The organism is Paenibacillus sp. GCM10012306 (assembly GCF_042649265.1).
Classification (GTDB): Bacteria; Bacillota; Bacilli; order Paenibacillales; family Paenibacillaceae; genus Paenibacillus_AQ.
Genome location: NZ_JBHRYW010000005.1, coordinates 158,136 through 183,529, shown reverse-complemented (window position 1 = coordinate 183,529; position 25,394 = coordinate 158,136). Strand labels below are relative to the sequence as shown.

At 46.1% G+C, this 25,394-nt stretch carries 25 protein-coding genes; 5 read left to right on the top strand and 20 right to left on the bottom strand.

Going from position 1 to position 25,394, the window contains the following annotated elements; translation table 11 throughout:
• The first annotated feature begins 319 nt into the window (after positions 1-319).
• Entirely contained in the window at positions 320-547 is a 228-nt protein-coding gene (locus tag ACFORK_RS13550; RefSeq protein ID WP_379199664.1) for a VOC family protein, read from the top strand.
• Positions 548-766: 219 nt separating this feature from the next.
• Here the strand turns inward: ACFORK_RS13550 and ACFORK_RS13545 are convergent, their stop codons facing one another.
• The 4 genes from ACFORK_RS13545 to ACFORK_RS13530 all read right to left on the bottom strand — a co-directional run bounded on the left by ACFORK_RS13545 (position 767) and on the right by ACFORK_RS13530 (position 3,814).
• Complete coding sequence (locus ACFORK_RS13545) at positions 767-1,705, bottom strand: SDR family NAD(P)-dependent oxidoreductase (RefSeq protein WP_379199662.1); 939 nt, start codon at positions 1,703-1,705, stop codon at positions 767-769.
• A 44-nt stretch (positions 1,706-1,749) separates the two neighbouring features.
• Positions 1,750-2,343 (bottom strand): GNAT family N-acetyltransferase, encoded by a 594-nt coding sequence (locus tag ACFORK_RS13540; protein WP_379199659.1) that lies wholly within the window; start codon positions 2,341-2,343, stop codon positions 1,750-1,752.
• Between the two features lie 116 nt (positions 2,344-2,459).
• Complete coding sequence (locus tag ACFORK_RS13535; RefSeq protein ID WP_379199657.1) at positions 2,460-2,885, bottom strand: GNAT family N-acetyltransferase; 426 nt, start codon at positions 2,883-2,885, stop codon at positions 2,460-2,462.
• Between the two features lie 38 nt (positions 2,886-2,923).
• Positions 2,924-3,814, bottom strand: coding sequence for a LysR family transcriptional regulator (locus ACFORK_RS13530; protein ID WP_379199654.1), 891 nt, complete (start codon positions 3,812-3,814; stop codon positions 2,924-2,926).
• Positions 3,815-3,922: 108 nt separating this feature from the next.
• On the opposite strand from ACFORK_RS13530, the gene ACFORK_RS13525 reads away from it, so the two are divergent.
• A complete protein-coding gene (locus ACFORK_RS13525) occupies positions 3,923-5,113 on the top strand; it encodes a coenzyme F420-0:L-glutamate ligase (RefSeq protein WP_379199652.1) in 1,191 nt (396 codons plus the stop codon).
• 157 nt (positions 5,114-5,270) lie between these two features.
• Here ACFORK_RS13525 and ptsP read toward each other — a convergent pair whose 3' ends face one another.
• From ptsP to ACFORK_RS13485, 8 genes are read right to left on the bottom strand one after another with little or no spacing between them, the layout of a single operon-like run.
• On the bottom strand, positions 5,271-6,998 hold the full coding sequence (ptsP, locus tag ACFORK_RS13520; RefSeq protein WP_379199650.1) for a phosphoenolpyruvate--protein phosphotransferase: 1,728 nt from the start codon (positions 6,996-6,998) through the stop codon (positions 5,271-5,273).
• Positions 6,991-7,263: an HPr family phosphocarrier protein gene (locus ACFORK_RS13515; RefSeq protein ID WP_379199648.1), complete on the bottom strand. Its 273-nt coding sequence runs from the start codon at positions 7,261-7,263 to the stop codon at positions 6,991-6,993. Before ACFORK_RS13515 ends, ptsP begins: the two co-directional genes overlap by 8 nt.
• A 17-nt stretch (positions 7,264-7,280) precedes the next feature.
• Positions 7,281-9,302, bottom strand: a complete 2,022-nt coding sequence (gene tkt / locus ACFORK_RS13510; RefSeq protein WP_379199646.1) for a transketolase — start codon at positions 9,300-9,302, stop codon at positions 7,281-7,283.
• Positions 9,303-9,343: 41 nt separating this feature from the next.
• A complete protein-coding gene (locus tag ACFORK_RS13505; RefSeq protein ID WP_379199644.1) occupies positions 9,344-10,783 on the bottom strand; it encodes a PTS mannitol transporter subunit IIBC in 1,440 nt (479 codons plus the stop codon).
• Positions 10,784-10,836: 53 nt separating this feature from the next.
• A complete protein-coding gene (locus ACFORK_RS13500) occupies positions 10,837-11,274 on the bottom strand; it encodes a PTS sugar transporter subunit IIA (RefSeq protein ID WP_379199642.1) in 438 nt (145 codons plus the stop codon).
• Positions 11,275-11,293: 19 nt separating this feature from the next.
• The gene (locus tag ACFORK_RS13495; RefSeq protein ID WP_379199640.1) at positions 11,294-12,451 is read right to left on the bottom strand and encodes a mannitol-1-phosphate 5-dehydrogenase; all 1,158 of its coding nucleotides are present in this window, start codon (positions 12,449-12,451) and stop codon (positions 11,294-11,296) included.
• Positions 12,452-12,471: 20 nt separating this feature from the next.
• Positions 12,472-13,032 (bottom strand): 6-phospho-3-hexuloisomerase, encoded by a 561-nt coding sequence (hxlB, locus tag ACFORK_RS13490; protein WP_379199638.1) that lies wholly within the window; start codon positions 13,030-13,032, stop codon positions 12,472-12,474.
• Positions 13,033-13,737, bottom strand: coding sequence for a ribulose-phosphate 3-epimerase (locus tag ACFORK_RS13485; protein ID WP_379199636.1), 705 nt, complete (start codon positions 13,735-13,737; stop codon positions 13,033-13,035).
• 283 nt (positions 13,738-14,020) lie between these two features.
• Between ACFORK_RS13485 and ACFORK_RS13480 the strand changes: the two genes are divergently transcribed.
• Positions 14,021-14,770 (top strand): DeoR/GlpR family DNA-binding transcription regulator, encoded by a 750-nt coding sequence (locus tag ACFORK_RS13480; protein WP_379199634.1) that lies wholly within the window; start codon positions 14,021-14,023, stop codon positions 14,768-14,770.
• A 215-nt stretch (positions 14,771-14,985) separates the two neighbouring features.
• Here ACFORK_RS13480 and ACFORK_RS13475 read toward each other — a convergent pair whose 3' ends face one another.
• Entirely contained in the window at positions 14,986-15,573 is a 588-nt protein-coding gene (locus ACFORK_RS13475) for a YdeI/OmpD-associated family protein (protein WP_379199632.1), read from the bottom strand.
• A gap of 11 nt (positions 15,574-15,584) precedes the next feature.
• Complete coding sequence (locus ACFORK_RS13470) at positions 15,585-16,055, bottom strand: VOC family protein (protein WP_379199630.1); 471 nt, start codon at positions 16,053-16,055, stop codon at positions 15,585-15,587.
• 102 nt (positions 16,056-16,157) lie between these two features.
• Between ACFORK_RS13470 and ACFORK_RS13465 the strand changes: the two genes are divergently transcribed.
• Positions 16,158-17,072: a helix-turn-helix transcriptional regulator gene (locus tag ACFORK_RS13465; RefSeq protein ID WP_379199628.1), complete on the top strand. Its 915-nt coding sequence runs from the start codon at positions 16,158-16,160 to the stop codon at positions 17,070-17,072.
• Positions 17,069-17,647, top strand: coding sequence for an ABC transporter substrate-binding protein (locus tag ACFORK_RS13460; RefSeq protein ID WP_379199989.1), 579 nt, complete (start codon positions 17,069-17,071; stop codon positions 17,645-17,647). The genes ACFORK_RS13465 and ACFORK_RS13460 overlap by 4 nt, the downstream gene beginning before the upstream one ends.
• Before the next feature lie 384 nt (positions 17,648-18,031).
• On the opposite strand, the gene ACFORK_RS13455 is transcribed toward ACFORK_RS13460, so the two are convergent.
• The 6 genes from ACFORK_RS13455 to ACFORK_RS13430 all read right to left on the bottom strand — a co-directional run bounded on the left by ACFORK_RS13455 (position 18,032) and on the right by ACFORK_RS13430 (position 25,361).
• Positions 18,032-18,496 (bottom strand): hypothetical protein, encoded by a 465-nt coding sequence (locus ACFORK_RS13455; RefSeq protein WP_379199626.1) that lies wholly within the window; start codon positions 18,494-18,496, stop codon positions 18,032-18,034.
• 300 nt (positions 18,497-18,796) lie between these two features.
• Complete coding sequence (locus ACFORK_RS13450) at positions 18,797-19,771, bottom strand: formylglycine-generating enzyme family protein (RefSeq protein ID WP_379199624.1); 975 nt, start codon at positions 19,769-19,771, stop codon at positions 18,797-18,799.
• A gap of 73 nt (positions 19,772-19,844) precedes the next feature.
• Entirely contained in the window at positions 19,845-22,019 is a 2,175-nt protein-coding gene (locus ACFORK_RS13445) for a LamG-like jellyroll fold domain-containing protein (protein ID WP_379199622.1), read from the bottom strand.
• 206 nt (positions 22,020-22,225) lie between these two features.
• Positions 22,226-23,581, bottom strand: a complete 1,356-nt coding sequence (locus ACFORK_RS13440) for a sulfatase family protein (protein WP_175371265.1) — start codon at positions 23,579-23,581, stop codon at positions 22,226-22,228.
• Positions 23,582-23,607: 26 nt separating this feature from the next.
• The gene (locus ACFORK_RS13435) at positions 23,608-24,474 is read right to left on the bottom strand and encodes a carbohydrate ABC transporter permease (RefSeq protein WP_379199619.1); all 867 of its coding nucleotides are present in this window, start codon (positions 24,472-24,474) and stop codon (positions 23,608-23,610) included.
• Positions 24,471-25,361, bottom strand: coding sequence for a carbohydrate ABC transporter permease (locus tag ACFORK_RS13430; protein ID WP_379199617.1), 891 nt, complete (start codon positions 25,359-25,361; stop codon positions 24,471-24,473). Before ACFORK_RS13430 ends, ACFORK_RS13435 begins: the two co-directional genes overlap by 4 nt.
• Between the last annotated feature and the right edge of the window lie 33 nt (positions 25,362-25,394).

Here is a 25,394-nt window from a genome sequence, read left to right as displayed (position 1 = left end):
GCGTTTTTATACAGAGTATCCCTGCGCCCATGCTGGTAGCGGGGATACTCTTTTTTAAGGAGAACTTATGTTAGTAACGTAAGGCTCAGTTGTCGCTACGGTGAGGGTTGAGACTTACGATCCTTTTAGCAGTAAAATCCTCAGAAAACTCCTGCTTACGGGTGCGAGCTTTCCTGAGGAAAGCTTGCAGGCGATCGCTACGCGCCTACAGTTCTAAATCCCCCCGTTCCTTCTCGCTCTATGCTTTCTACTTTACAATTGAACGTACATCCGCTATATTTTCATTGGATATACTTTCCAAGTTGGGAGTGGTTGCGTAGTGACAGAAAAAGTCAAAGCGAAAATTGAAAATTCCCTTACTGTTTTGTTAGTTTCAGATTTAGAAAAGTCAATGAAATATTATGAAGAGGCTTTGGGATGTAAGGTCAACGAACACTGGGCAAGTCGAGATCAGTTCGCTTTGGGTTTTAAATTAATTCAAACAAAAAGTGTTGTTAAAATCAAATGGTGCGAGGATTGTATCCGAACCAAAGATATCCGAATTTGACTGGGGAGCCTGGAAAGATTTTTCTGTTAGAGACTTGGATGGATACGTAATAGGTTTCGGTTCGGGAAATAAAAACAGCTGATGAACGAAGCTGCCGAGAACGATAGCTCAAATAGCAGATTGCACATGCAATCTGCTTTCTTCATTAAAGTACTGAGCAGCATACCTCCACTGCAGGCCTTGAGTTCAGGCCCGCTACGTGAACGGACATGCCCCAATCTACTCCTGGATCAGCGCCATGCCCAGCGCCCATATCTTCTCTATGTTCTGCTCCTCCGCAGCATAAGCGGGATAGCTGTGTAGTCCAAAGATGTTCCTCAATTGTGCAAGTCCTGTCTCCTTTGTCGCTGGTTGCATAATCCCTCGCCTGTGGTTAATTAGGCGCCCGCTAACAGACTTGAATTCGGCAGAGGTGCAGATATAAAAGTAATTGTCAGCCATGCCGGATGGCGCGGGATTGCTCAGATTTTGGACTCGTGCCAGCACTCTCCACATAGGGCTCATTTTATTAATCGTCGCTGGGGATAGCTTCACCCGATTAATCTGCAGGGCATTGACACTAATCCCTCGGCTTTTATACTCTTCGGCCAGCTTGAAGCTCAACAGCAATAAGGCCATTTTGGAATCTCCATACCGCTTGTACATGTTGAACGGCCGGCTGTCACGGAACTCACCGCGCAGATTGTCGAACTCAATCGTCCGCTTAGGTTCAAAGAAATGCTTGATGTTGGTTGTGCAGGCATGCAGAATCCGCGGGTCTGGCGCTTGTTCAAGCAGGCCACTCAGCAAATGAGACATTAGCAAAGGCCCAAATGTGTTGGTCGCAAAGGTCAGCTCGACATGCTCGGGGCTGAGCTTATACTCTTTTTCACCATGATTCAGGTAAGCTGCGTTATGGATGAGGATATCTAGACGGGGGTACTTAGCTGTAAAAGCTGTACAAAATGCACGGATAGATGCAAAAGAAGATATATCGAGCTCCATGAGATCGACGTTAGCATTACTGGTGAGACGTTTGATTTCCTCCTGAACAATCCTGCTGCGCTGCAAGCTACGACAGGCCATCACCACATGATAGCCCTCACCCGCGAACTTCAGCGCGGCCGCTCTGCCGATACCCGAATTTGCCCCAGTAATGATCACAATTCGCTCTTTCATACCCGGCCTCCCTGACACTTTAATTTTGCCTTGGACTGCTAGCCTTAGATTACCCAATTCTTTCTATCAAGTTTATAGTGATTATAGCTTTCGTTATCCAGCTCAATAATCCTTTGCAATTGAAATCCGGATTTTTGAATGACTCTATTGGACGGCAAATTAATTAATAGTGCAACAGCATTCAGCACCTCAACGTTCGTATGTTCGAATAAGTACTTGACCATCCCTTGTACAGCTTGTGTTGCATATCCTTTACCCCGATAATCCCTGGATATTGCGTACATGATTTCCCGGTTTGTTGGCGGCAATTCGTCCTTGATCCCTGAGGCGCACCATCCGATTAACTCTCCCGTCTCTTTCAAAACAATACCCAGTCGAAGACGGAGTTCACCAATATCTCCACCCTCCGCTACATCCTTCAGGAACTGCCCGTTTTCTGGAATTTCGTAGTGTATGAGCCATTCTTCCCGTTGCTCCTTCGATACGTTCCAGCCTGGCAAAAATACATGTATTTCAGGTTGCCAGGTAAGCGAATGAAATGTATCTAAATCATGGGCTATGTATTCTCTTAAAATGATGTCCTTACATTCAATCCGAAATGTGTTGTCTCCTGCATGATAATGAGTATAGGTGTCCATGAACTATCTCCTTCTGGAAAAAATGTCCTTTTTACTCATCTTAATGATTTATTAGATTCTATGACTTGGATAAAATAATTATAGCTAAACTATACTATCCATGTAAGCAGAGGATGCTAAAGCTTTTTCTTTAACATTACTTCATCATCCTTCACATAGCCGCTTAGTTCATAGGTCTTAATGGCTGGATTGTTGTCTCTTCCCGTTAAAATCTTAACCGTTTTGACGCCACGGGTATGAAGTTGGTCTTCCAGAAAAGAAATCAAGGAAGTAGCTACTCCGTTCCGCCGAGCAGATTCCTGAACATACATTTCAGTAATTTCGCCGTAAGCTTCATTGTAACAAAACGATTGCATACTTTGAGCACAGGCAAAGCCGACCACTTCGTCCATTATCGTAGCCACGGCTACCAATTCATTGTTGCTATTCAGACACTTAATGATATCTGACACAGAACGCTGGTCTCCACCGTTGAACTCATGATTTAGTCTAGACAATGACTCTGCATCGTGAAGCGTCGCCAACCTTACATTCGTAGACACTCATCTCACCCATTTCTAGAATTTTTATTAGCCTAAAATCAATCCAATAGCTTGTTCTTAATAATCTCCACAAATTTTGTCGATGCTGGCGATAAGGATACACTTTTCAAAAAAGAGATGCCGATACTTCGCTTGGGTATTTCCTCGGTTAGTGAAACTTGATGTAATACTCCATTATTCAAATACTTCTGGGAGAATTCCTTTGTCACACAAGCTACGCCTAAATTGATCTTGGCAAATTCCAATAACAAATGATGTGAACCCAGTTCAAATTCGGGAGAAATTTTAATCCCTTTAGACAGCATATAGTCTTCCACATACTTTCTGGAGTTGGACTTCGACTCAAGGAAGATTAACGGCAATTTGACAACCTGATCCAGGGTGACCATTCCGGATAAGTGACTCTTAAATTTCTCGCCATATACAAAAATATCATGAATATCAATGCAGGGAATTAAGGCTAGTGCCGGATCTTCCAGTGGAAAATTACAAATACCAATATCTACACTGCCTGATTTAATTAGCGCACAAATCTCAAGGGTAGTACCATTCACCATCTTGAACTTAATATTGGGGTAACGATTATGAAACTCTTCTAGGTAAGGAAGTAAAAAATACTTGGAAATCGTATCACCTACTCCTATCTTCAGCTCGCCTGTCGTTAAATTTTTCAATTCGAGTAATTTTTCTTCCCCGACGTTAATTAAATTCATGGCCGAATTGGCATAATCAAATAAGAGGCGGCCTTCATCCGTTAAAAATACACCTTTTGATGTTCTAGTGAATAATCGAGTATCGAGTTCTCTTTCTAATTGCATAATCCCCTGGCTGACAGCCGGCTGTGTCATGTAAAGCTCTTGAGCCGCTTTGGAAAAGCTTGTGCTCTGAGCCACCGTACAAAACACTTTATATAAATCTAACTTGCTCACTGCTATAAGCACCTCTTATATCCCATATTCAATATATTAATTTCATTTATACCACTAGATGGGTGTATATTACAAATAGGAATCCAAATCATGCAAGGAGCGATTATATTGGAAAGAGTCGTCGGAACAGTTGTAAGAGGCCTCCGTTGCCCTATCATTAATCAAGGGGACAGCATCGAAGACATCGTTGTAGATAGCGTTCTAAAAGCTTCCGAAGTGGAAGGCTTCAGCATTCAGGATAAAGACATCATTACCGTTACGGAATCCATCGTTGCACGCGCCCAAGGCAACTATGCTACCATTGACCATATTGCACAAGATGTAAACTCCAAATTTGGAGAAGATACAATCGGCGTTATTTTCCCAATTTTAAGCCGGAACCGCTTTGCCATCTGTCTGCGTGGCATTGCTAAAGGTGCTAAAAAAATTGTGCTCATGCTCAGTTATCCGTCGGATGAAGTGGGCAACCACTTAGTGGATCTGGACGAGCTTGATGAAAAAGGAGTTAATCCTTGGACAGATGTATTGACAGAGCAACAGTTCCGCGAGCTGTTCGGATATAAGAAGCATACCTTCACCGGCATCGATTATATCGATTACTATAAATCATTGATTGAAGAATACGGCGTGGAATGTGAAGTTATTTTCTCCAATAATCCAAAGACTATTCTGCAATATACTAAACATGTACTGACTTGTGATATACATACAAGATTCAGAACGAAGAGAATTTTGAAAGCCAATGGCGGAGAAAAAGTATATAGCCTGGATGACATTTTGGCTGCATCGGTGGATGGCAGTGGATGTAATGAAAGCTATGGTCTGCTTGGTTCTAATAAATCAACAGAAAATAGCATCAAGTTATTCCCACGCAATTGCCAACCTATCGTGGATAATATTCAACATAGAATCAAGGAAAAAACGGGCAAGACCGTCGAAGTGATGATCTACGGGGATGGAGCTTTCAAAGATCCTGTCGGAAAAATCTGGGAACTGGCTGATCCGGTTGTATCGCCTGCTTATACAGCGGGACTTGATGGCACACCAAACGAAGTAAAATTGAAATACCTTGCTGATAACAACTTCGCTGATTTGAAAGGTGAGGAATTGCAGCAGGCTATCTCTCAATACATTAACAATAAAGAAACTGATCTAGTAGGTGCCATGGAAGCACAAGGTACGACACCTAGAAGATTAACCGATCTGATCGGCTCTTTATCAGACCTTACTTCCGGAAGTGGAGATAAGGGCACGCCAATTATCTTTATTCAAGGATATTTTGATAACTATACGAATTAGAGTTTTTTGGGGGCCTGCTCCCATCATAAAAGACTATTCGCAAAAAAGCTGGACACCTCTACAGGTGCCCAGCTTTACTTCATTTATGGGATATGACACAGTGATTTCACTGAAAGTCATCGCTTGAAGGTTTATTCTATGCCAAGGGCAAATGCTGTTAACTTACCGTCAGCTGCTCACTATTTGCTTGTACAAGCGCTACAACTTCCTGCGAGGTTGCACAGTTCAGCGCCTTCTCCGCCAATTGCTGAGCCGATTGGAAAGACAGCTTCGTCAATTGACTTTTGGCTGGAAGAATCGAGCTTGCGCTCATACTAAACTCATCCAATCCCAGACCGAGCAATAACGGGATTGCTACTACATCCCCTGCCATCTCTCCACACATACCAACCCATTTGCCTTCTGCATGCGCAGCGTCAATCACCATTTTGATTAGTCGCAGTATGGAAGGATTGTATGGCTGATACAAGTAGGAGACCCCTTCATTCATGCGATCAACGGCAAGTGTATACTGAATCAGATCATTGGTGCCGATACTGAAGAAATCAACCTCCTTGGCGAACAGATTCGCCAGGACAGCTGTCGAAGGAATTTCCACCATAATGCCTAGTTGAGTATCCTCCGCAACCGGAATACCTTCACGCACCAGTGCGTCCTTCTCTTCCAATAAGATATCTTTCGCTTGTCTGAACTCATCCAGCGTAGCGATCATCGGGAACATAATACGCAATTTGCCACTAACACTGGCCCGAAGAAGTGCTCGAAGCTGTGTTCGGAATATATCCTCCCGGTCCAGGCATAGGCGGATGGCCCGCAAGCCTAGAAACGGATTCATTTCCTTGGGAAGCTGAAGGTAAGGCAGCTCCTTGTCTCCGCCGATATCCAGCGTCCGAACGACAACGGGCTTATCCCCCATTTTCTCAAGGATTGTTTTGTACACATGGTATTGCTCGTTTTCCGAAGGCATAGTGTCTCTGCCCATATACAAAAACTCTGTCCGGAACAATCCTACCGCTTCTCCGCCGTTCGCTAGAACTCCCTCTACATCAGATAGAGAACCAATATTCGCTGCCAGCTCTACCCCATGACCATCAGCCGTTACGCTTGGCTCATGCAGCAGCCGTTTCCATTCCAGCTTCTGCGCTTCGTATGCAGCCTGCTTGTCACAATACAAAGCAACCGTTTCCTGATCGGGATTGACAAACACGCTTCCTGTTAATCCATCCAAAATCAACAGGTCACCATCCTGCACCTGGTCAATAATGTGCTTGGTTCCGACAACAGCAGGGATTTCCATAGATCTCGCCATAATGGCAGAGTGAGAAGTTCTCCCTCCGATATTCGTCGTAAAGCCTTTTACATAATTCCTGTTCAGTTGTGCGGTGTCAGACGGGGTTAAGTCTTCTGCAACAAGAATGACATCTTCATGAATAGAACTGAGATCTGTCGACTTGGCATACAATAAATGGTTCAATACACGCTTGGTCACATCTCGCATATCTGCTGCCCGCTCTTGCAGATAAGTGCTCTTCATATCTTCAAACATTTTAATGAACATATTAGAAGTTTCTTGCAGTGCAAACTCGGCATTGCAGTGGCCGCTGCGAATCTGCGCTTCTACCGGCTCGATCAGTTCAGGATCACTCATGATATGCAGATGTGCTTCAAAAATTTTAGCTTTTTCCTCGCCTAGCTCCTGAAGTGTCCGCTCTTTCAGAGCTTTCAGTTCGTCCCTAGAGACGGCCAGTGCCTGATGAAAACGAGCGACTTCCGCTTCCGGATCTGGAACAGCCCGCAGTTCAATTGTTAGCTCAAGCTCTTTAATAACAAAGGCTTTAGCAATTGCTATTCCTGCGGCGGCAGCTATCCCGGATATGTTATTCATGAACTGTGCCCAGCCCTTCCTGCTCAAATACCGCTTCAATAGCAGAGATCACAGCTGGCGCATCTTCTCCTGTAGCCTGAAAGGAAACATATTCTCCTGGCCCGACACCTAGTGAAAGCACGCCAAGGATCGATTTAAGCGACACATTACGACCATTAGAAGCAACAGTTACCTCTGATTGAAATTTCTGTGCTACGTTTACAAGAGCAGTAGCGGGGCGCGCATGAATGCCTTCCTTACTTGTAATAATAAATGTCTTGTTCATCCGGCTTCACTCCATCTTTATAAATTCAATAATGCCTTAGCCTGTGCAACTACATGTTCCACTGTAAATCCAAACTCTTTCATTAAGCGGTCTCCCGGTGCAGATGCACCGAAAGTCGAAATCCCAAGAATAGCACCTTCTGTTCCCGTAAACTGTTCCCAGCCAAACGGAAGTGCCATTTCGATTGCAAGTCGTGCGTGAACTTCCGGATGCAATATAGCATCGCGATAAGCCTGATCTTGTTGTTTGAACAGTTCCCAACTCGGTAAACTTATGACGCGTGCCAGGATGCCTTCTTCAGCAAGCACTGCCTGCGCCTGAACGGCAAGCTGTACCTCCGAGCCTGTGGCAATTAGCTGCACATGCGGCTTCCCTGTAGATACATCCGATACGATATACCCGCCCCGATTCACACCTTCAGAGACTTGTGCCAGGCTCTGCTTCAGAATCGGCAAATTTTGTCTTGTCAAAATCAATGCGGTCGGTCCTTCTTGCTTGTTAACCGCAAGCGCCCAGGCTGCAGATGTTTCATTGCCGTCGGCAGGCCGAATCACCGTCAGACCAGGAATAATCCGTAAAGAAGCCACTTGCTCAATCGGCTCATGTGTTGGCCCATCTTCACCCACAGCGATACTATCATGTGTGAACACATAGGTAACCGGGAGCTTCATTAGTGCCGCCAGTCGAATGGCCGGACGTAAATAGTCAGCGAATACGAGGAACGTTCCCCCAAATACCTTTAACCCGCCATGCAAAGCTATACCGTTCATCACAGCAGCCATGGCAAATTCACGTACGCCAAAGTAAATATTCCGGCCCTCATAGCTGGAAGGAGTGAACATGGCTTGACCCTTCAGGTGCGTCATCGTCGAGCTCTCCAAATCAGCAGACCCGCCTAATAGGAAAGGAATTGCCTGTGCCAAGCTATTTAACGCATGACCTGACGCTACTCGCGTAGATACAGCAGCATCCCCTTGTTCATACACTGGCAGTAGTTGCTCCCAGCCCTCAGGCAACCCTCCCGACACCGCCGTTTCAAGCTGGTCAGCCAGCTTTGGATAAGCCTCCTTATACGCCATAAGCAGCTGCTCCCATGCCTGGTATGCTTCGATGCCACGCTGCTTCACTTGTTCAAAGTGTTCCCGGACTTTATCCGGTATATGGAAAGGCTCTTCAAACTCCCATTGATAGAAATCCTTCGTTAACTTGGTTTCCTCCTGACCAAGCGGAGAACCATGCGGTCCTCCATGTCCGCCTTTGCCCTGCTTGTTCGGGCTGCCATATCCAATCACCGTCTTGACTTCGATTAAAGTTGGGCGCTCGCTGTCCTGCTGTGCCTCTTCTATGGCAGCAGTTATACCTTTCAAATCATTCCCGTCTTCTACGAGTATGGTTTGCCAGCCATAAGCTTGGAATCTGTCCCGAACCTTCTCTGAGAAGGAAAGTCCCAACTCGCCGTCAAGCGAAATATCATTGGAATCATACAGCACGATCAGCTTACCCAGCTTCAAATGGCCTGCAAGCGATGCAGCCTCAGAGGCCACACCCTCCATCAAATCACCATCGCCGCAAATCGCGTATGTGAAGTGATCGATAATCGGGAATTGTTCTTTATTATACGTCGCGGCCATATGCGCCTCGGCTGCAGCCATGCCGACAGCCATACCAATCCCCTGACCGAGGGGACCTGTCGTTGCATCAACCCCAGGTGTGTGTCCATACTCCGGATGACCCGGAGTTTTGCTGCCCCATTGCCGGAACTGCTTAATCTCGCTAAGCGGAAGATCATAACCGCATAAATGCAGCAGACTGTACAACAGCATTGATCCATGTCCTGCTGATAGTACGAAGCGATCACGATTCAACCAACCCGGCTGACCTGGATGATGCTTCATAGTGTTGGCGAATAACTGATAACCCATAGGTGCTGCCCCCATCGGCATACCCGGGTGCCCTGAATTAGCCTTCTCTATCGCATCGATCGCTATCGTGCGGATGGTTGCAATCGAAAGATCGTCTATTGTCTTATATTGACTCATGCATTTCGCCCGTCCTCTTCTCAAAATATATATCAAGTGGCTTACGCTGTAGTTCCTTTATTCTTCTCAATTGTCTCAAGCAGTTCTCTTAAATTTGGATCATCAATATAATTGCTGATCGTCACAATGTTCTTGCCTTTATGTCTGAGCAACGCTCTTTCATACAAGTCCTTATGAACAACAATAATATCGGAATCATCCGGTACGTCTTCGATTCTGAAATGCTTAACCTCAATACCGGTAATGCTTTTCTTTTGCAGTCTCTTTCTAAAAGTGGTAGCTCCTAAAGCACTGCTTCCTGCTCCGGCATCACATGCAAAAGATATCTTGTTAATTTCTGTTGTAGCAGGTGTATCCGTTATAATCTCATTAAGCAGTTCCTTACCTTCAGCTTTCATTGCTTTGGATTTTTCCTGAGAGCTGCTGAAGCTTTCCTCATCATCAGACTTATTGTCCAGCTTCAAAATAATAGAGGTGATCACAAAAGAAACGATTGTCGCAGCAAGCACGCCCAGAAACATGCCGAGGAAGCTTCCTTTTGGCGTTAACGCCAAATATGAAATAAAAGAGCCTGGGCTTGGTCCTGCTACCAGACCGGCATGAAACAGATTAAAGACTGTAATGCCTGTCATGCCGCCTGCAATCATTGCAATAATCGTCAGAGGTTTCATTAATACATAAGGGAAGTACAATTCATGAATCCCGCCGAAGAAGTGAATAATAATAGCGCCCGGCGCTGTTTTCTTCGCTGCTTTTTTCCCAAAGAATGAAAATGCAAGCAGAAGGCCAAGACCTGGTCCCGGGTTGGAGGCAACTGTAAAGAAAATGGATTTGCCTGAGCTTAACGTATCCTGCATACCAAGTGGATAATAAATGCCTTGATCGATAACATTATTCAGGAATAATACTTTGGCCGGTTCATTAATGAGAGACAGCAACGGCAAGTAGCCGCCTGCAACCATGGCTTTAATCGATGTTGTGACAAAGGCATTCGCTCCCTCGATCACCGGACCAATTACATAGTAAGAGAACACCATTAAGATAAAGCCCAATATTCCGATAGAGAAATTGTTAATGATCATTTCAAAACCAGCTGGCATTCTGTTCTCCAGGCTCTTATCGAATTTCTTAATGACCCATCCGCCCAGAGGACCAATAATCATAGCCCCCAAAAACATGGGTATATCGGATCCGACAATCAGACCAATCGCCCCGATTGCACCCATTACCGCACCCCGATTGCCTGCTACCATTCTTCCGCCGGTAGATGCAAGCAGTAAAGGCAGTAAATACGTGATGGCCGGACCGACGATTTCCGCCAATTTTTCATTTGGGAACCAGCCCGTGGGAATAAATAGAGCGGTCAAAATCCCCCAAGCAATAAACGCACCAATATTAGGCATAACCATGTTGGTCAAAAAACCGCCTACAACTTGAATCCGTGCACGTATTGATGATTTCTGCTTTGCAACACTGGACATTGGAATCGTCCCCTTAGTTCAAATTTTCTGCTGCTCAACACCACTTGCAGGTGTTATTCCACTTCTTCGATGAGGGATATTAATTCTGTCTCACTGCTCACTTGCAGCAGCTTCACCATTACATCCTCGTCTATAAGCATAGAGGAGAGGTCTGTAATAAGCTCCAAATGTCCGGTACTATCCTCAGCTGCAAGCACAAACAGTATGCTCACTTCCTTGCCTTCCGGGAATATCACTGGTGTTTCCAGCTTCAAAAAGGACATTCCTGTGGCATTAATATTTCCTGTATTCTTAGCATGCGGCATAGCAATACCCGGTACGATTACGATGTACGGACCATTCTTATCCACATTATCTATCATGGCCTGGACATAAGCCGTTGTAATGGCGCCTTGATCCAGTAATGGCTGGGCCGCTATTTGAATGGATTCCTCCCAGCTAGGAACCGATTGAAGGAATTTGGTGTTATTTTTCAAAAATTGACTTAACATGATGTTAGCCCCTCTTCATTCATTTGGATACTGCTATCAATGCAGAAACATGCTGTCTAATGACTTCCTGTACTTCCGGCTCGGTAATGTGTGAAAAAGCTGCCAAAGCGCTTATCAAACCTTGTTCTGCGATATAGTCTTGCAGCTCAACCGCCTCTTCATCCCTCGTATTACGGAATAAATAACCGGCGGCAATTACTTTGGCAAGCTGGCTGTAAGGAAGACCTCGCTTATACAACTCAGTTGCTGGTTTTACAAGCCGCTCATCCACACCAAGCTTCCGAATCGGGGACCTGCCAACCCGAAAAATATCATCGCTCACCTGTTCGTTTCTGAAGCGTTTACATGTTGTCTCGATAAAACTTTTTAACTCTTCGGCAGACTTACCATAGGCTGCTTCAAAATAACGGGCCACCTCATACATCGCCCCCTGTACCGTAGCTTCGATGTCGGGATGAGTAAGCGCACGCTGAATAGTCGGCTCGTCAAACAGGAAGCCCAGGTAGGCTGCAGCGGCATGACCCATATTTACAATAAATAGCTTTCTCTCAATATAGGGCGTCAAATCATCTACATAAATGACTTTATCCAATAAAGGCAAAGAATGATTCAGCATCTCCGAACGATTAATGATCCATTCAAAAAATGGCTCAACCTGAACCAAATCCCCCTCGCTAGTTCTTCGGGATAATGCAAGCCGGTCGACTGCCGCATTAGGAAAGCCTGCAATCGAAAGGATCGTTGCCATTTCTTCTGCAGAGGCGAGCCTTTCAATTTCCTGACGCAATGTAGTCGATGCGTTGATTGCATTTTCGTTAGCAATGATATCTATTGAGTCCTTGCGAAGTTCTGCTCTGGCCAGCAGAGCCTTGAGTAGAATATTGGCAACCTTAGACAGGTTGGGAACACCTACAGATAGCGTAATAAGGTCGGCTGCTCCGATATTCGCAATGACCTCTTCCTCTTGTGTCATGCTGTTGAGCGCTGACACCGGCGAGATGACTTCAATCGTATGATCCGCATCGAGAAGTTCAACCTTATAGCTATTCGTTTTGTTGATGGTGTCGATCATCTCTTGATTGACATCAACAAAACATACCTCAAACCCGGCTTTGCTAAGCACATTCCCTATGAAACCTCGGCCGATATTACCGGCACCAAAATGAACCGCTTTCATCGTAAGCCCCCTTCTACCTCTTATTCCAGGTTGGCATGATACTGCCACAGAGCGTGCATATCGACATTGTTTTCTTTGACAATCATTAGTGAAATCGTATCGCCGAGCAACAACAGACTTTGCTCAAACAGGCTGGTCATCGGTTGGATCGACGGGATTTCACCCGGTAAATTCAGCTTTGTGCTAACTGGAATTCGTACAAATACATCAGCATACTCCCTCATAGAGCTCTGCGGGTTAGCTCCGATATGTGCAACAGTAGCTTTGAATTGCTTCGCCTTCTTGGCAATGATAAGCGGGAAGGCCGTCTCTCCGCTGCCAGATCCCACAATAAGCAGATCTTTTTCCGTAATCGCCGGCTCCGTAATTTGACCAACTACGTAGGTGTTCACACCGAGATGTGCTAATCGTTTGGCAATTGACTTTAGGGACAACAGTACTCTGCCAACACCTACAAAGAAAACCTTATCCGCCTTTTTGATCGCTGCTGCCAACGCTTCAACCTGCTGGGGCTCGATACTGTTCAATGTCTCAGAAAGCTCGTTAGCAATGGCCTTGGATACCTCATTGAATGGACTCATTTACTTCACCCCCGCTTGAAGCCCTTGATCAATTGCTTCCTCAACCAATACTTTGTTGTCAGCCAAGCTGCGGTGTGGGATAAACAAACTGGTTGAGCCCGCGACCAAAATGTCAGCCCCTGCCTCTACAAGTGCAGGAATCGTATCCAGGGATACCCGACCATCCACTTCAATTTTTGTGTTCAACTGCTTCGCTTGGATCAGTTGCTGCAACTCCTCTACCTTCTTCACAGCATAAGGCACTTGCTTCTCATTCTTATCTGTTGCAAAGCCTGGATTAATAAGCATGAGCAGCACTACATCACATTCCGGCAGGATATGATCCAGCACAGACAACGGCGTAGAAGGATTTAAGGCTACCCCTGCTTTAATGCCACTTTTTTTAATAAGCTGGAGGCAACGATCAACATGTATACCGCTTTCAACATGAAAAGTAATTTGTTGTACCCCGATATTGATCATCTCTTGGATAAAAAATTCGTTATTATTCGACATAATATGAACATCAAAATTCATATTTGTAATTTTGCGGAGTTGCTTGATTGTATCGATTCCCAGCGGCATGCTTGGGCTGAAGCTTCCATCAATAACATCAACATGCAAGGTATCCAGTCCGACCTGCTCGATTTCTTTAATTCCTCTTTCCAGATTGCAAAGATCCGCACACATGATAGATGGTGCAATTGTGATTGCTCTGTTGCTCATGTTTATGTCTCCTTTTATGCGTTTATATGCTTCTTTGTACGAGTATAAAACAAAAAATATGCATAGTAAAGCGTTTATTTCTGCATTAACCAAAATAACAATTATAAACGCGCATAAAAAAGGCATTACATTTATCATTCCATGCATATAAACTGCATCAAAAACGGCAAATTACGCGAATAATTTAGGCATAATAATGATAAACATGCAAAACAAGGACCTGTTTATTGCAGTTTTTTTGAAAATTGTGCTACACTAAAAAGAAAAGAAGGGTACGGACTACATGTTAAAAGAAGAACGTCAGCAAAAAATCGTGCAGATTTTAAACACTGAGCACAAGGTCATCGCCAGCGATTTAAGTAAACGCTTAAACGTATCTGAGGATACCATCCGCAGAGATTTGAAGGATCTTGACATACAGGGGCTTGTCAAACGAGTTCATAGCGGTGCACTCCGCATAGGCCCACCTGTTGAGGATTTTTCCACGAGGCAAAATGTGTCCAGTGACTTGAAGACGAAGCTGGCACTCAAAGCGCTGGATTATATCAAAGACAATATGGTCATTCTTATTGATGGAGGCACGACCAACCTGTATCTTGTGAAGCAGCTTCCATTAACATTAAAAGCTACTATTATTACCAACAGTCCTCCTATCGCGATGGCCTTGTCCAACCATAATTCAGTAGAGGTCATTATGATCGGCGGCACCTTGTTCAAGGAGTCTATGGTCAATTTAGGCATTGATACCGTGGAAACACTTAACACCATGCGCAGCGACTTATACATTATGGGCATCTACAACATTGATCCGTATATTGGCATAAGTGTTCCGAGTCTGACAGAGGCGTTGGTCAAACGCAAAATGATATCTATTTCCACCGAGGTGCTGGGAATGGTAACCTCTAATAAACTTAATACGATTTCTAATCATATTGTATGTCCGTCCAACCAACTGACTTATCTCGTTACAGAGCATGTGCATCCCGAAATTACAGGGTTGTACGCTAATCAAGGTATCATTGTAACGGAATAGCCGCCCTCCGATATACTCCCCCTAAATTGCACCTGATTGTATTAACCTGTAATTGAGCATACAAAGACCTCCTTATACGAAGATAACTTTCTTTGTATAAGGGGGTTTTTACGTGTTGACCAGAAGAACTTATCCTTTAAAAGTACCTACATAAATAACACAAACAGGACCACCTCATTCGGGAGTCCTGTCTGCATGCAAATGCTGCAGCTATTTTATTCCTCTTTCTCCACAACGTAATCTAGTAGACGTCCATTATCATTCCATTGACCGTACATTTTATTTTCTCTAGTATTTGTTATGAATTTGTTTAATCTGCTCTGAAATAACTCTGGCTGATACTTATTGCTTTGTATCGTGTCGATCCGAACTCTTTTATAAAGATCTGGAAAGGCCATGTAATTTTTATATAGTTGCCTTTCCTCTTTGAGCCTTTCCTCTATAACTTCATCTATTCTGAAAGAATCGTAATCCATATCAGGAAGAACCTTTCTTCCTTCGTCTGTCATGAGTCCCAACTTTTCGAGGCGGCGGACACGTTCTTTATTCAATTCAGTCCATGAGCTTTTTTTGCTTCGGGGAGACAGTCTCTGAGCCAGCTCCGTTTCAGATATTTTCTTCTTGACTCCATCGATCCATCCAAAGCACAAAGCTTCCTCGACCGCGTCCAAATATAAGAGCGTATCCGGTTTGGGCGTCATACTGACCAAGACCCAACAAAATTTTTTAGTCCCACTATTTCCCTGTAGCCAGAACCTAAGCTCTTCTCTCGATTTTACGGGAATCAAATTATCTATTTCCATAGAAAGATACATTATCCTTTCTTCATTGATTCATTTACGTTATCAAGAAACTGATCTGCGTCACTATTAAATTTCCAGTGTACCCCAAACTTATCAACCAGCGTTCCAAAGCACGAAGACCAAGGATAATTGGATAACGGCATGGTGACATGTCCGCCAAGGGACAAACCATTAAAGTATTGCTCCAGTTTTTGCTTATCGTCAATGACCAGACTAATCAGAATATTATTCCCTTGCACCAGCTCACCTGTTACCACCTTCATGGAAGGCAGAATGTCCGACATCATGATCTTCCCGCCTGCGAATTCGATGGAAGACTCCATGATCATATTTAACTCATTTTCCGGCATTGGGTAGTTTGGATCTTGCGGAATATCCCCAAATTTCACTTTCTTTACTTCAATTGCGCTTAAAGCCTCCGCGTAAAATTCAATCACTTCTTCTGTGATTCCATCAAAATTCAAATATGCGATAGTTGACATAAAGTAATCCCTCCTTCTTGTGATAAATGTAGTATAATCTACAAAAGGTGACAACTATATGTCACCGTTCTCAGATGATGTAGAGAAATAAGAGGAGGAAATATGGACAAGGTTGAGCGACTTATTTCTATAATAATGATTTTGCTGAAAAAAAATATCGTTTCGACTAGTGAATTCGCGCAATTATTTAATGTTTCCAAAAGAACGATTCTTCGTGATATGGAAACACTGAGTCTATCAAACATCCCGATCTATGCTACCCATGGAGTTAATGGCGGCTACGGTATTATGGATGAATACAAGGTTGATAAACGTCTTTTAAGCAACTCCGACTTAGAGAATATATTAACTGCGCTCGGCGGGTTGGAACAAATTCTAATTAGCGAGGAAGTTGAAATTACTATAAAAAAAATAGAAGCGATGGTTAGCCCCTTATCTCTGAAAAGTTCAATTCAACTGTCATTTTATGATTGGGAGGGGCGGTCTGAGATCCTTCAAACCTTGAGGACATGTCAAGAAGCCATATTAATGAGAAGGTTAGTTTCATTTGATTATATAGATAAAGATGGCGCTACTTCGAATAGAATTGTCGAGCCCTATCAGCTTCATTTTAGCGAAAGAAGTTGGTATCTGAAAGGATTCTGTTTAGATCGTATGGGATATAGAACGTTTAAATTATCTCGAATCGATAAGCTTACTATGGATGAAAAAACATTTAGCCCTAGAGAATATTTATTAGAACAAGAACGTGAAGCAAGTTATCAACCACAATTAGTCGCTATTAAGGCATTGATTTCGCCTAGCATAAAAGATCAATTCATTGAACGGTACGGTCGGAAGAGTATTGAAAACTATAGTGCTGAATACTTATTAGCAACCATTTATGTCCCTCAAAACAGTACGGGATTTGATTTTTTAGCAAGTTTCGGCACAAATCTAACCATCATAGAGCCCAAAGCATATGTTGAAGACTTTCGAAATTATTTAAATAAAATGATGGGTAATTATTCTGGCTGATAGCAGAGAGGATAAATTCTATTTCAACCGTTGCATCTACGATGATCTTCTCACAAAACGACCATAAACCAATGACTTTACTGGCGATGCTTGGCGAAGCTTTTAACAAACAGAGGATGGCGCAGCAGCTTATTGTGCAATATGAGCAGAAAGCTGAGAGTCACAGAACTGAATTACGAAGATTTATATCCAAAGAAGAAACGGTATCTGTTATCGAAATCCGCACCGATTCCATTTATGTCTTCGGCAACTTCTGGTGCCGTGGAGCTTATAATTTATACGATGGACTGGGCATGACAGCCCCTCCCATTATTGAGCAAGAGATGCTTAACCGTGAGGCTTATCGCCTGATTACGGAGGAGCAACTTTCCCTATACGCAGGCGACCGGTTATTTGTGAGCATTATTGATCCGGTTCGATTCATAGTGCTGGAGAAAACTTTCTCCTGGAAGCAGTTAAAGGCTGTGCAAAATAATCGTGTCTATTCCATAGATCCGGAGCATTTCGCTGTCAGCGACCCCATCACTATGCACAGCCAAATGGACGTGCAGATGAAGCTGCTGCTTGATCGGTAGTTAGGAAACAATCTGGCTAAAGATTCTCTCTACTCTATAAAACGAAACCAAGATCATGCTAAAAAGCCAGCTATAATAGCTGACCTAATTTGTATTGTGAGGATATAGGTTAGAGCCATAGATTTATAACGTAGACTGGATGAACACCGTAAACGTAAAATAGTCCCCACCTAACGATCAGATGGAGACTACTTCACACTTACTAGGTAAAACCCTTCTGCTTTGCGCCAATGGCGGTTGTGCCTATCCGAAGCCCGACCGTCCCTGTTGCGCCGACTACGGTGGCCGAGTTAGTTCGTGTGTGCGACGGCACTTATTTCAACCAATTGCTCAGGGGACGCAAGATAGGTCACGCCAATGAGACTGCCGGGGTATTTTCACTAGCTATGAGAGGCGGATACTCAGAATGATAAGTTCAATAGTGTCCTTGTTTTGCTCGTAAACGTCCTTCGTCATGTGGATGTTCCCGCCTAAAGCTCTTGCATTGTATCCATGATTACTTAATTGATTCTGATCAAAGACATAATAAATGGAGATCGTATCTTGATCCTCACTGGTATATTTCTTACCTTTTAATCCGGTTTGCGTGACAAAGTCTTCTACAACAGCATTACCTGCGGGGTCCCAAGACAGTGGTCCTTCTTGGCCATACAAAGATATTTTTTGTTCAGGATCGTTCCCGGCATTTATAACAATTCCTGCATCGGGTATGGCTTCTCTCGTTGCGGTAGCTTTGTAATTTTCAGTTCCTTCAACTCTGTAATCCCAATTACCGGGAAAATCCACACTAAAGTTAAAACGCGAACATGCACTTACCTTTGCACCAAATAAAGCATTGAGCAGGGACATGGTAGTGACCATTCTCGGACGATTGGCAGAAATGGATGCTGCAGCTTATACGTACGACCAGGGCGAACTATGTTCCGAAACGTTAGTAACGAGTGTAGCAATGGACCCGGCGACGTGAAAAAGCCGTCCGGTGCCGGACGAGCTTCGTCATATTTTCGGCTAGATCCAGCCAACGCAAAAAGCTTTTCAATACGAGCCACGTTGCTGGTCCGTTTCGGAAAGCTTTTTGCGTTCAATAAGTGATCTTCCCAAATAGATTGAAATTTCCAAATCATAATTTCCGGTAGTCCCTTGGAACTTTTATGCATCCATTGCGACTCGAAAACCACAATGACCGCTTGAGCTATCCGGTGTATTCGAGCTTCGAGCAGCAACCCTGTAGCGATTACAGTAGGAACGGTGACAAAGGTAAGATCCTCCTCTCATCGATTTATGTCCTGTATCGATGTTAAATATCGGATTCACATTTTGCGTCTGTTGGTGATAAGCCGGGCTGAACCAGTCTGCGCACCACTCCCATACGTTTCCTGCCATCTGATATAAACCATAGCCATTCGGTTCGAATGTATGAACCGGAGCCGTATCGATATAACCGTCGCTTGCATGGTTTTTAACAGGAAACTTTCCTTGCCAAATGTTGCACATGTGCTGGTAGTCAAGCTTCAGTTTGTCTCCCCACGGGTATCTTTTCCCTTTCAATCCACCACGTGCTGCGTATTCCCACTCCGCTTCGCTTGGCAGCCTTGTCCCTGACCATTTGCAGAATGCTATTGCATCATTCCAAGTGACATGAACGACCGGATGATCCATTCGATCCGTGATGCCACTCTCTATTCCTTCCGGCCTTCTCCAATTTGCTCCTTCTACCGCCAACCACCAGGGCGCCTGTTGCGAGGAACCCTTCACTTTGCTCCTTGTCTCTTCGGACACCAGAAGATGAAATACATAAGACCAACCGAATTTCTCCGCTTCCGTTATGTAACCCGTAGCCTCAACAAAAGCTTGATATTGCGCATTTGTGACTGTGTATGCCGAAATGTAAAACGGATTAATCTCAATCTTTCGAGCTGGCCCTTCCCCATCGTCCGGAAAGCCTTCCGAGTCATTCGTTCCCATCTCGAACGTACCGCCTGTTAAACTTACCCAGTCGAATCGGAGACTAGACGGAGCACCGAGAGTGCATGGAGTCGCAACCGGTTCTGCTGCTTGTATAAGTTTATCATTCGTATGCTGTCTGCTCACCGAGCAGCATGCTTTGGGAATTGGATGGTTCATCTTTATCTCTCCTGTCGCAGTATTCAAATATGCAAAAGTTCCCTGGCCGAACTAACGGACAGGGAGCTTAAACTTAACTGTTGTATAGCCGGTACACTTGGGCACTGTTCAGCGCAGTATTGTATAGCTGGAAATCATCTACGCTGCCGTTCCAATAATCGTTGGCATCGGTAGGCGATTTATGGGTCCCGATGCGGAACGGGGACGTTTGCGATTCGATGGTGCGTGTTGCCGATCCGACCGGTTGTCCATTCACATAAAGCGTGACGGCTCCGCCCCGATTTACAACCGCTACATGCGTCCATTCTCCTGTAGGAATTCTCTCAGATGAGAGCAATGCGCTTCCGCCAAGAAAAGTACCGAGTTGGCCGGTCGAAGTTACTCGGTATAGTAATGTGCGCCCCAAAACGCCCTCCTGTTGAAAAATAACTTGGTTAACACCAGCCGCAGTATCCAGCTTGACCCATCCCGCAACGGTAAAATTGCCTGAGCCCGGATTCAGTACGGCCGGCACGCTCACGTAATCGCCGCTGCCGTTCAGCTTGAGCGAACCGCCGACTTTGCCGTTGTTGTTCCAGACCGGGTTGCCCATCAAACTGCCGTTATTCGTACCTGCTGCATCAGCGGCCGTGACGCCGCTTCCGTCATCGAGCTTGAAATGAGCAAGCGGACTAACGAATGCAGGTGCAAGTCCTGGCCCTTGATATGCTCCGATACTCGGCGCTGTCGTAGAAGAAACAGCATTACCAAAATAATCTCGGCCTCCGTTTGCAGGGATCACAGCCCCTACATTCAGTGCCACCGAGCCGGCTCCCAGCTTGTAACCCGCCTGGTCGAGACTGCCGGGGCCGTTCAGCCAAGGGTCAGTTGTTAACGTATTAGTCGCCCATGCTGGAACCGGCACTCCGAAAAACGCGTTATTGTCGATAACGAAATTCAAATCATCCAGCGTCCATGTAACCTGACCGCCACCCTCTTTGTATATGAGGTTGTTCCGGAACTGGATTGCCTGCCGCTGATTCGTCGTCTCTTGATAAATAACGGGCGCAAGGCCGGAACCTATATACATTGTATTATTGTAAATATGGCTTGAAACCACCTCGCCGCCGCAGCTTTGGAACATACGCGCCCGGTCGTTGACCGAAATATTGTATCGGATCACGAAGTTGACCGCCTTACTGTTTCCCTGGGCACAAATCAGAAAAAATCCGCCTTCGTTTCCATGGGAATAGTTGTATTGGAATGTGATATTGCTTGTGGAATGATCGATGTCATATGCCATACCATCCTTAGTCGTTTTGCCGCCGGACGTGTCGTTGAATTGAAAGGTGACATTGTTTGCGTTCGCCGTCCACATACCTGCGTTCGGCGAGTCGGATCGCATATTGAAACCGGTTAAGGTGTTGGATTCGACCAGCGCCCCGTCAACCGTCATTGGTGCGATTCCGTCCCCGCCGATATCCGAGAGCGTATTACCGCTAATGTAGAGGTCGGTCATCGGCTTCCACGACCCGTTGCACAAACTCCCCCAAAACTCCACCAGTCCCGGTCGTTGGCAATAATTAGACCAAACATAAATCCCTTGACGGTCTACGCTTGCAATCTGATTGTTCAACACTTGCACCTGATGAAAAGCGGTCGGCACCGCTGTGCCAAGCACCTCAATAACGATGCCGCCTGAAGCATTCGCGTATTTGCCTGTGCCGTGATAGTTGCCGCTGACCGTTGAAGGCATGTAGCCGCGGACATCGTGAATATATAAGTTTCGCAACGTAATGCCGTATAAGTCGCCTGCGTCTTCGCCAAGAACGTGTACCCCCCGTCTAGCCATCTTATTATCGCCGGAAGCTGTCAGTTCGAGATCGCTTAACTCTATATATTGCAAATTACGCAGCAAAATAGCGTCGGTCTGACCATTCCCGTTAATAACGGGTCTTGCCAAGCCCGGACCGTAGGCAGCAATCGTGACAGGTGCGGCGAAACTCCCGCTTCCTACCGGCGCAAAAGTGCCGGAGCAGATCGACCCGCGTTTGAACAGAACGGAATCACCGGGGGTAAGATGAACCGCATTAATTTCCGCCAAATTGTAAAATGGAGCGGCCTCGGTTCCCGTGCCGGCTTTCTCAGCAGCACAATCCACATAATAGGAAATGCCGGCCGCGAAAACGGAAGGTACGCGCTCTATCGTGCCAAAGACGGGAATTAACAACGCTAATAGAACCAGTAATCGGACTAGTTGACGAATCATTTTGGAAAACAGCTCCTTCGTTCAGTGTAGGTTTAATCGCACTGCGGCACTCTTTGCAAGGCAAGCAAGGGAATTGTACCGCAGTTGCGGGCTTCACCGGCAGGTAGCGGAAGTCGCGCCCGTCACGGAAGGAGACCAGTACTGGAAATTAAGATCAAGCGATGTGAAAAGCGATCCGGCAAGAAGGGCAGCAGCCCTTTCCGTTGTCAGCTCCGCGCTTCCTGCAACGAAACATGACGCTGGCCTCCCGGCACGGCCGGCGCCGGCCGGATGATCGGCACGCTCTCCCCCGCGGCCGCCATGCGATGCTGCAGACGGGCTTGCAGGATATCCGCAGCCTCACGATGAGAGTCCAGACCAATCAGGTTCGTTAGTTCATACGGATCAGCATCAAGGTCGTACAAATAAGCCTCGATATACTCCTCCGAGCCGGCCTGCGCGTTACCGTCCTTGCCCTCGGCGACGACACAATATTTCCATTTTCGCGTGCGGATCGCTCGAGCGATGCTGCTTTCGCTGATTTGCACGAACACCTCCTCCTGCCAAGGCTGAGAAGAGCCCGCACCGTTCAAGAGCGGCATTATCGAGTTCCCTTGCATCTGGGCAGGCACCTTAATTCCTGCGGCATCCAGCAGTGTAGGCGGCAGGTCGATCAGACTGACAAGCTGCCGCAGCTTGCGGCCTTCGCTAAATCCAGGGCCGCTAAAAGCTGTAGGGACGCGAATCGAGCTGTCATGGCAAGAACGCTTGTATTCCTCGTTCCGCGTCTTGAAATGGTTGCCGTGATCAGAGGTAAACAGTACAATTGTTTGCTCGTCCAGCTCCAAGCTTTTAAGAGCGTCGAGCACCCGGCCGAGCGCTTCGTCTAGCCGTTTAACCATGCCATAATAACCGCCGATATGCTGATGGACGGTGCCTCCTAGTGCCGCGAGATCGGGCGGAATCCAGCGGCCGCCATATTGCTCGCGGTAGCCAACTGGGGCAGGATAGTCGTCAATATGATTCTGATGATGAGGCTCCAAATACGATACAAACAGAAAGAATGGATTTTCTCGATGGTTGTCGATGTATCGAATTGCAGCATCGGTAAGCGCATCAACCCGGTATCCCGGCAGCCGTACCGGATTGCTGTCATTATCGTACATAACCGTTCGGTAGCTGTCCGACGAAAACTCGAGCACGTTCGAGGCAAGCCAATAATCATAGCCACCACGTTTGGCCGCAGGCACCGGCTCCTCGTCTGCCAGATGCCATTTCCCAATATAGCCGGTCTGATAGCCAGCCTGCCCGAAATATTGTCCGAGCGTTCCTAAATGCTCCGGCAATGGAATACCGTTTTTGTAGCAGCCGGATGTAGTGCCGTAAACACCGGTTTGCAGGCTGGAGCGCGCTGGACCGCATACGGGCTGGCAAGTGAAGGAATGCTCCAAATGCGTACCGTATGCAGCCATTCGGTCGAAATTAGGCGTCAGCCCCAGTGGATTGCCATGGATGCCCGTAGTGTCCCAGCGCTGTTGATCGGTGAAAAAAATGAGAACATTCGGTTTGCTGACGGTTGTCATACTTCTTCTCCTTTCAAGCATTTTGCTTATTCTTTAACTCCTCCTGCGGTTAAACCTTCCACCATATACCGCTGCAAAAACAGAAACAAGACGAGCAGCGGGGCTGTAGCCGTGACAGCTGCTGCAGCCGCCCCGGACCAGTTGGTGCTTAATTCGCCAAGGAAGGTAAGGGATAGCCCCGGACTGAGAGTCCGCATATTGAGATCGCGAACAAGCGTCATGCCAAACAGAAAATCGTCCCACGCTACGAGAAAACAATAGATTGTTACCGCCATGATCCCTGGCTTGGTCAACGGCAAAACGATATGGATAAGCGCCTTTAGGCGTGTCGCGCCGTCGACCTCCGCGGCCTCTTCCAACTCGCCGGCGATCCCGTCCATGAATGTTTTCATCATCATAATAGAGAAAGGCAGCGCTGTCGTTGTTGCGGCTAACATCAACGCAAGCAGGGTGTTGAGCAAATGAAGCTTGCTGTAAAGCGTGTACAGTCCGATCAATAACGTCACGGCGGGGAACATTTGCGACGATAGAAAGAAGACGAGCAGTAGATGGCTGCCCCGGAACCGGAAGCGCGAGAGGCCGTATCCGGCGAGAATCGAAACGGCAATTGAAAGTGCTGTTGATCCGGACGCGACAATCGCGGTGTTTTTGTAAAAAGTAAGAAAGTTCGCCGAGAGCAGGACACCCTTATAGCTTTGCATCGTCAGCTTGAACGGAACCCATTGGGGTGGAAACTGAAACAGATCGCCGTTCGTCTGCAGTGAGACCGATACCAACCAGTAAACCGGAAATAGAAACAACAAGAGAATAACCGCAAGCAGGACATAAACACCGATATTGCTGCGGTTCAGCAGATGACGTCGAACAGTGGGAAGCCGATATAACCTCTTCATGACATACTCCGATGCGCCACACGGTTAAGTGGAACAGCGATGAGCAGCAGCAACAGCATCCATATTACGCCGATTGCCGAGCCCTTACCTAGATCGTAGGCCTGGAACGCCGTTTCGTACGTGTAAATAGCCAATGATTGAGTCGCGTCCGCCGGTCCGCCTCCGGTAAGAGCATAAAATAACGTGAACATTTGAAAGTTGGCAACGACCATCAACAGCGTCACATTAGCGAGTACAGGTTTCAAAGCGGGAAGAGTAATATACAAGAATGTTTTTAATTTGCTTGCACCGTCAATTGTTGCAGCTTCATACCAGTCGCGCGGGACGCCCTGCAGCCCGGCAAGCGTCATTACGGCGGCCAACGGCGTCTGGCGCCAAATCGCAACGCCCATGATGCCATACAACGCCAAGTTTAAATCATTCAGAACGTTCAGCTTCTTGTCCGTTAATCCGCTCTGGATAAGCAAGCCATTCAACACTCCATAATCAGCCTGATAAATCAGTAGGAAGACAAGCGCTGCGACAAGCGTTGGGATCGCCCACGGGATGAGCAAAATGCTGCGGAAGAACGCCCGAAATCGGATTCGGCTGTTCAGCAGCAAAGCGCTCGCGAGTCCAAGAATAATCTCAATGCCGACAGTGCATGCAACATACCGAAGCGTAATGGAGAGCGCATGATAAAATTCTTGTCCCGACAACAACGCCTTATAATTGGCCAGACCAATAAAGGGCTGTTCAGCCGAAAGCAACGAAGCGCCCCGGAAGCTCGTCGAAATGGAACGAGCCAACGGGATTAGAATCGTCACAGACAACAGCAGGGTCGCGGGCGCGACAAGCAGCATGCCGAACGCCTGATTTTTAAGGGTGCGAGACCATTTGATTGACATAGACTGCCTCCCCCCTTAGCTTATAAGTGTTTG